Raw genomic sequence first — 994 nt, 5'->3', positions numbered from 1 at the left:
TATCTGACCACATCGGGCCAATTTATGAGTCTATGGAAGTGATACACAAAGACTATTTGAAAGCTGCAAACGATTTGCAATGGATGTCAGAAATTGGGGCCGACATTGATCGTCTTGATAAAGAAATTAAGGAGAGAAAGATTGAGCTTGAAGCTCTACGAGTAACGATAGATGCATGGACAAAAATTGAAAAAGAAAATCAAAAACACCCAGAATGGGCGTTGAGCTTTTTCCAAGAATGCATAGATTATTTCCGAATTCAATCAGATGATCTCGCCCATGGATATTCCTCGCATTACACGGATATGCTCAAAAAGGCAACTGAAAGACCGATTATGGCTACAGATTTTATGCTTCTTCAGGTGCAACTAAGAGAGCGTTGGCAGTATGTTGCTGAAAGTTATGCGCAGTGTAAAAGCCATTTGCTGCAATAGACAAGAATGCTGTCAAATCACAAGAGGTAGCTAATAAAAGGCTACAGCCGACTGCCCAAAGCGGAGCGAGCTTTGCTCGCTCCGCTTTGGGCAGTCGGTTGAGCCTTACGTTAGGCCGCCTGTAAAAGGTCCCACAATGGAAGTCAAATTAAGCAAGCAACAGAAAGTCACCGTAAACAGTGCGGAAGACATTTATCCGATCATGCGCCAGATTCTCCGTAGAGAGAATAAAATCGGTCAAGGTCAGGAACATTTTTGGATGGTGGGTTTGAATCAGGCGAACAAGATACTCTATATCGAGTTGGTCGCGCTGGGTTCTGCCAACATGGCGGCCATCAACCCCAGAGAAGCCTTCCGCATGGCGATTTACAAGCTCGCCGTTCGGGTGATTATGGTCCATAACCATCCTGGCGGGAAGGTGAAGCCTTCCTACGAAGATCAGGATCTCACCGATCATTTTATTCAAGCGGGCAAATTCCTCAAGGTCGAAGTCATCGACCATCTCATCATCAGCGAAGAAACCTATCATAGTTTTGTCGATTCGGGGATCTTCAAGAAAC

2 protein-coding genes are annotated in these 994 nt (G+C 44.9%); both read left to right on the top strand.

Features of this window, described 5'->3' with window-relative positions:
* The coding region (locus E1958_RS19580; RefSeq protein ID WP_208108630.1) for a hypothetical protein at positions 1-434 on the top strand (434 nt) is incomplete at its 5' end.
* A 136-nt stretch (positions 435-570) separates the two neighbouring features.
* Positions 571-994 (top strand): JAB domain-containing protein (locus tag E1958_RS19575; RefSeq protein WP_133513365.1); only part of this gene is annotated, 424 nt, incomplete at its 3' end.

Origin of the sequence: Candidatus Thiosymbion oneisti (genome assembly GCF_004359955.1) — a bacterium.
GTDB classification, from domain to species: domain Bacteria; phylum Pseudomonadota; class Gammaproteobacteria; order Chromatiales; family Chromatiaceae; genus Thiosymbion; species Thiosymbion oneisti.
The sequence above is the reverse complement of the archived record's forward strand: the minus strand, read 5'-3'. Positions and strand labels throughout refer to the sequence as shown.